This is a genomic window from Okeania sp. SIO2F4, assembly GCF_010672385.1.
Taxonomy (GTDB): domain Bacteria; phylum Cyanobacteriota; class Cyanobacteriia; order Cyanobacteriales; family Microcoleaceae; genus Trichodesmium.
This window is the reverse complement of record NZ_JAAHGT010000547.1, coordinates 1-6,473: the sequence shown is the minus strand read 5'-3', so window position 1 is coordinate 6,473 and position 6,473 is coordinate 1. Positions and strand designations below refer to the sequence as shown.

Below are 6,473 nucleotides of genomic sequence, written 5' to 3'. Positions count from 1 at the left end.
GCTTTAGCAGCTATATCCCTCACTTTCGGGAGATTGATGTTTTATTCATCTATTGGACAATAGTTATTTTTAGTTCATGTACAGTCAGACGAAGCTAGAGATCGCTCACTTTCGGGAGATTGATGTTTTATTCATCTATTGGACAATAGTTACACGGCAAACCCATCTAAATTCTGGAAGCTTTTACCGTTAAGATTTATAGAAGTAATAAGCATAAATACTCAAATACCTGACATCCTTGCCTTGCCAGAACTTCAATGCAGGAGATGCGTTTGCCCTGACAATAGTTACAGCAGTTTCGGCGCATTATTCATATGTGGAGCCTAGCCACAGCTATATACTTTCATGCAACAAAGCCGTTTTAACCTAAAAATATGGTGTGGTATTTGCACAAAATTTTGATTAGTTTTTGTACCTAAATCAATATTTTTTTTCATCCCTCGATTAACACCGAGGACAATAGTAGATATTTTGTTTTCAGCACACCAGTTGATTAAGTATCTAGCTGCTAAATTTCAAGTAATCTCTAACTTTATTGTTCCGATTTACCGTAATGCGCGCCTTGTTTTTTTGGTTAAACCTTTGATGCCTTGTCTATCCTTTATAGACTAGACCTCTCCGGAAAAGAGGGAGTAGGTCGGAGGTAGGGATGTTGCATGCAGGTAGGGACGTTGCATGGAACGGGAGTACAGAGTAAGGGGAAAGAATTGATAATTGATGGGAGATAATTGATTTGATTTTTGATTATCACGCCTATGTCTACTGCAATAAGCGAATTTTCGCGTGTTATACAACTGGTTGATTGATTTAAGCTTTCTAGCGTCCAAAATAAACGATGACCCAGTATTTAATACACAAGTTGCACTTATTGTCTAACCCCTGGTCTATTGAAGCGTGCATTATCAGTTTTTACTGCTGCTAATGGTGCTTCTTCTGTAATAAATTCAGCTTCAAAAAACCTCACGTCATATCTAGGAATTATCCTAACTTCCTTAATAATTTTACCGAATAATTAATAATTAAGAGTTGATAGTCAATTAATTATTCATTCAACAATTCACGCCTTGAAGCCGACCCTGGGATAGGGGAGGCTGCAAAAATTTTCCTTCTTGGTCAATCCTAAATAGTTTTAAGAAGGGGTAATTATTAATTATTAATTGTTCATTGTTAATTGCTGAACTATCAATCTTTCAGGAAAGGGTATTTTAACTGCACCATATTCAGATTTTAATTTTCTAGACATGGGGATATTAAAATACCCATTTTTTACCTTAATTCGAGGTATTATCAAAGGAAAATACCCTTGTTTATTGAGGTATCTAGGTATTGGTATTTGTTCAAAACGATAATTACCTTCGCATTTCTTTTGGATTAAGCCAAAAAACAACTTAAAAGACCTATCTACAACTTTTAAAGTTTGCTGTGCAATATCAGTTTGAAGTAGCTGGTAATTTTCGTTATCTTTGCAGTAATGGTAATTTGACTCGTATCTTAGAATATCCGCCCTCAGCAAAATAAAATTGTCTCACAGCAATATTGCCCCACGTTGTACATATTTTTGGACAATCTGCACAACTGTCGCAAGGTTTTAAATTCCTGGCCAGACAAGTTTCTAATTTTGTTCTTTTGAGTTAGATACATAGGAATTTTCGCTGTATCATGCACATGATAGCGAAAACCTCTAGATATGTCAACTTGACTACGGGTTAAAACCCTTTGAGTCGTTTCCATCTAGCCGTTAATAGGGTAGCTCCGACCTAGGAGGCAACTGGCTAGTTTCCCACTTACCAAAAATTTATGATGACTATTTATAATTAATTGGGATTATTTTTGACTTTTGACTTTTAAATTTAAACTTTTGACTTATTATCTGGACTAGCAGTAGAATAACTCTGATGGTCTCTATAATGTTCACAGACAAGAGTCCTAGTCCTGTTAGAAAATGTAGGTTAATTGTGTTTGTTCTTAGTGGTTACGAGTATTTTCTAGGTTTCCTAATAATTAGCAGCCTAGTACCAATCCTTGCCTTAACTGCATCTAAGCTACTGCGGCCAAAAACTCGTGGCCCAGAGCGAGTCAGCACCTATGAATCAGGTGTAGAACCAATTGGTGGAGCTTGGATACAGTTCAATATCCGTTACTATATGTTCGCCCTTGTCTTTGTCATCTTTGATGTAGAGACAGTATTTCTATATCCCTGGGCAGTAGCCTTTCATCAGTTGGGACTCCTAGCCTTTATAGAAGCCCTGATTTTCATCACAATCCTAGTGGTTGCTTTAGTATACGCATGGCGCAAAGGAGCTTTAGAATGGTCTTAAGTCCTAATCAAAACCCAAAAATTATTAATCCGATTGAGCAACCCCCCGAAGTTACTCAAGAACTTTCAGAGAATGTTGTCTTAACTACAGTTGACGATCTTTACAACTGGGCAAAACTTTCGAGTTTATGGCCTCTTTTGTATGGTACAGCTTGTTGCTTCATTGAATTTGCAGCTCTAATCGGCTCCAGATTTGACTTCGATCGCTTTGGCTTAGTACCGCGGTCCAGCCCTAGACAAGCAGACTTACTAATTACTGCTGGTACCATCACCATGAAATATGGTCCTACCTTGGTACGCCTTTATGAGCAAATGCCAGAACCTAAATATGTCATTGCTATGGGTGCTTGTACAATTACAGGCGGTATGTTCAGCATGGACTCACCTACAGCAGTTCGTGGGGTAGACAAATTAATCCCAGTAGATGTGTACATTCCTGGCTGTCCACCACGTCCAGAAGCAATTATTGATGCCGTCATCAAGCTGAGGAAAAAAGTTGCGAATGAATCCTTGCAAGAACGGGGTAAACTCTTGCAAGCTCATCGTTACTACAGTGTTAAGCACAATATGAAAGTAGTTGAACCAATTCTGAATGGTCAATATCTACAGACATCTGACCGTCAAACTGCACCAAAAGAGCTGACAGAAGCAATAGGTATGTCAGTACCACCTGCACTGCAAGCTGCACAAACAGAGGAGGTAAGTCGTGGCTGAATCAGAAGAAGCTCCAGTAGTTGAAGCAGGTAAAGTTTCAAAATGGCTTACAGAGAATGGCTTTGAGCATCAATTCTTAGAACCCGATCATCTAGGAGTAGAAATTATCAAAGTTGACAGGGATTTCTTAATTCCCCTAGCCACAGCTTTGTATGCTTATGGCTTTAATTATCTACAGTGTCAATGTGCTTATGATGCAGGACCTGGAGAAGATTTAGTAAGTATGTATCACTTGGTCAAAGTCAGTGATGATGTAGACCAACCAGAAGAAGTACGGGTAAAAGTATTTGTCCCCAGAGACGATCCTAGAGTTCCTTCCGTTTATTGGATTTGGAAGTCAGCAGATTTCCAAGAGCGGGAATCTTATGATATGTATGGCATTGTCTACGAAGGACATCCTAATCTCAAACGAATTTTAATGCCTGAAGACTGGGTAGGTTGGCCGTTGCGTAAGGATTATATTTCTCCTGAATTCTACGAATTACAAGATGCCTACTAAATTTTAGGTCAAAAATTTCAACCTCAGTAAGTTAAGTAGGTCTAATTAAACGTAAAAAAAAATTGTAGGGGCGGGTTTAACCGAAAGACTTGACTTAAGTACAATCTAGCTCTCAAAACCCGCCCTATAATATTTCGTTTATTTTATGCTTACCTACTTACAGCGGTTTTCATTTGGGTAGACCACAGTAGGGACGTTCCATGGAACGTCCCTACTGGGTTTTGGTTATGACTCTGTGGTTCATCAATGTGAAAAGCGCTGTAGTAAAAATAGGTTGTAGGTAATCAGTGAAAAAACATTAGACAGAGAAAATATTTTTGACTTGAGATTTCCAATGTCAAAATCTAGCTATTTTCTAAAGTTTCAGAAGATAAAATAAATTTTCTCTGGAATTGGAACTTGTCAGGAACAAGCAACGTCCCGACACCAGATAGCACCCCCCTAATTTATAGGCTATCCCTTACCCATAAGTCTTAGAAGCATTGCAGGGTCGTCCGTGTGGGGAGATGGTTTAAGTAGCTAGTCAGAGTTGGCAAATGCTGAAATTGCCTTATTCGCTTTTAGCCACCTCTGTTCTAGATATGAGAAATAGCAGGGAAAGTCTTCTCTTCCCCCTCTCCCCCGTCTCCCCTATCCTGTAAAGAATTCAAGAGATATGGGTAAAGCATAGAATTTATAGGTGGGGTAAATACAGAAAGGGAAAACTTATCTAAAGTTTATCTAACTTACTCATAGCTATAGCTATCAAACTAAAATGAGTAAGTTTGTTCAGTTGTCCATCCATTTAGTCCCTATCAGCTACAACTAAGGTATGAAGCTAGTTGAACGTCATGTCCAATACGAAAAATCATCCTTTTTGGTCTGAAATTGACTACAAGGCTTTTTTGTCTAAAAATCTGTTTAACTTAGCCAACTATTATTATCGTCTTAATTTCTTTACTAACCAAAAGAAATTAAATTTTACTGAACTTTATCATCAGGTATCTAAAAGTTCCGATTATCAAGCTTTACCTACCAAGGTAAGTAAGCAAATTATTAGGAGATTAGATCGATGCTGGACAAGTTATTTCGCGGCTTTAAAAGAGTGGAATAAACAGCCAAATAAATTTTTAGGAAAACCGAAAATTCCCAAATATAAACATAAGACATGCATGCCGAAATATTCTGCCCTATCCAGATGAATCAATTTACGCGCAAAGCCTTAAAAACAGGAATTTGTCATCTGTCTATGAGTGAAATAAAAATTCCCACCTCACAGACAGAAATAATAGAGGCCAGAATCGTCCCCAAAAGTAGCTGTTACATAATAGAAATAGTTTATGAAAAAGAGGAGGAAATCACAAAAAATCAACAAGTAGCAGGAGTAGATTTAGGAGTAAATAACTTAATGGCTGTAACGACAAATCAAACAGGAGCTTCACCTCTTTTGATTAAAGGCAGACCATTAAAAGCAATTAATACATTTTATAATAAACAGCGCTCTTGTTTACAATCTCAATTAAAAACCAACGACAATCAAAATAATTCTCCGAAGTTAAAAAAATTAACTCATCAACGAAATTGTCGAGTAGAAAATTATCTCCATACAGCCAGTAAAAGAGTAATAGATTGGTGTGTCAACCATGAAATAGGAATCTTAATTATAGGGCAGAATCAGAATTGGAAACAAGAGATAAAATTAGAGAAAAATAACAATCAACAATTTGTGAAGATCCCTCATTATAGATTAATAGAGATGTTAACATATAAAGCCAAATTAATCGGAATAAAAGTAATAATTACAGAAGAATCTTATACATCTCAATCAAGCTGTTTAGATGGAGATAATTTACCGAAATATGGAGAAAAAAAACCGAAATTTAGTGTAAAAAGAGTAACAATAGGCTTGTATAAAACTAGGGAAAATAAATTATTAAATGCCGATGTAAATGGGTCATTAAATATAATTAAAAAAGTAATTCCTGATGTCTTAGACCAAGGAATAAAGGGTTTGGCGTTTAACCCTATAGTGGTCGATCCACTTGCGTTCAACTAAGCTTTCAGGTTTTTGAGTAAGTTTGAGTGAGTTTAGTTGAGCGGTGCTTAATATTACTAGATTTAATACTTAAATTTTGCTTATGGCCTTAAAAGTAAATTATTCTAGTATATTTTCCAATCTAATTGTCACATTCTTATCAACCTGATATAATCCTCAGCGTCTGCGCTTTAGCTTTACTCGTCATGGGTAATAAGTATCATATTGATTTAATGTATATCTGTATTCTTGATTTAGTGGTTTTTAACCATAAGTTAAATACAAATCACTATTAACTATAGATTTTTTGGTGGAGGAGTTAGAACGTGAATGATGATATAAGAGAAGGCTCGCAACTTGGCGGGGCTGGCAATATAGTAGGTGTCACATTTAATGATTTAGATGGTGATGGGGTCTTTGATTCAGAAGACCAATTAATATCTGGTGTTACAGTCTATTTGGATCAGAATAACAATGGTATTCAAGACCCCAATGAATTATTCTCAGTCAGTCGTCCAGATGGTGTCTACGACTTATTGGGATTAGTAGATGGTGAATATTTCGTAAGACAGATTCCTCCAATTGGTACTGTTTCAACTAGACAAGAGCCAGTTGTGGTGAATATAGTCGGTGGGACTATGGTCAGAGAGGAGAGGATAGCCTTTGGTAGTACGATAGGAGGTCCTATTCCTCCACCTGTTGGCCTGGGCAGCATTTCCGGTGTAAAATACAATGACTTTAACCGTAACGGCTTTCGCGACCCCGCAGAACCAGGCTTACCAGGATTTACTATATACTTAGACCAAAATAATAATGGTCAGTTAGACCCTGATGAACTAATATCAGTTAGTGCGGACGATGGTAGCTTTAGTTTTACTGGCCTACCCTTAAATGCAAGTTACACTATTCGGGAAATCCAGCAACCAGGA

6 protein-coding genes are annotated in these 6,473 nt (G+C 37.1%); all 6 read left to right on the top strand.

The window, feature by feature from the left end; translation table 11 throughout:
* Positions 1 to 1,907: 1,907 nt before the first annotated feature.
* A complete protein-coding gene (gene ndhC, locus F6K22_RS27190) occupies positions 1,908 to 2,318 on the top strand; it encodes a photosynthetic/respiratory NAD(P)H-quinone oxidoreductase subunit C (RefSeq protein WP_483244165.1) in 411 nt (136 codons plus the stop codon).
* On the top strand, positions 2,309 to 3,031 hold the full coding sequence (locus F6K22_RS27185) for an NADH dehydrogenase subunit K (RefSeq protein ID WP_293105275.1): 723 nt from the start codon (positions 2,309 to 2,311) through the stop codon (positions 3,029 to 3,031). The genes ndhC and F6K22_RS27185 overlap by 10 nt, the downstream gene beginning before the upstream one ends.
* The gene (locus F6K22_RS27180; protein WP_293105272.1) at positions 3,024 to 3,530 is read left to right on the top strand and encodes an NAD(P)H-quinone oxidoreductase subunit J; all 507 of its coding nucleotides are present in this window, start codon (positions 3,024 to 3,026) and stop codon (positions 3,528 to 3,530) included. The genes F6K22_RS27185 and F6K22_RS27180 overlap by 8 nt, the downstream gene beginning before the upstream one ends.
* Positions 3,531 to 4,360: 830 nt before the next feature.
* Complete coding sequence (locus F6K22_RS27175) at positions 4,361 to 4,711, top strand: transposase (protein WP_293105270.1); 351 nt, start codon at positions 4,361 to 4,363, stop codon at positions 4,709 to 4,711.
* Positions 4,712 to 4,758: 47 nt separating this feature from the next.
* Positions 4,759 to 5,565 carry an RNA-guided endonuclease InsQ/TnpB family protein gene (locus F6K22_RS27170; protein WP_293105267.1) on the top strand — a complete coding sequence of 269 codons (807 nt, stop codon included), beginning with the start codon at positions 4,759 to 4,761 and terminating at the stop codon, positions 5,563 to 5,565.
* Positions 5,566 to 5,870: 305 nt separating this feature from the next.
* Positions 5,871 to 6,473 (top strand): SdrD B-like domain-containing protein (locus F6K22_RS27165; RefSeq protein ID WP_293105264.1); only part of this gene is annotated, 603 nt, incomplete at its 3' end.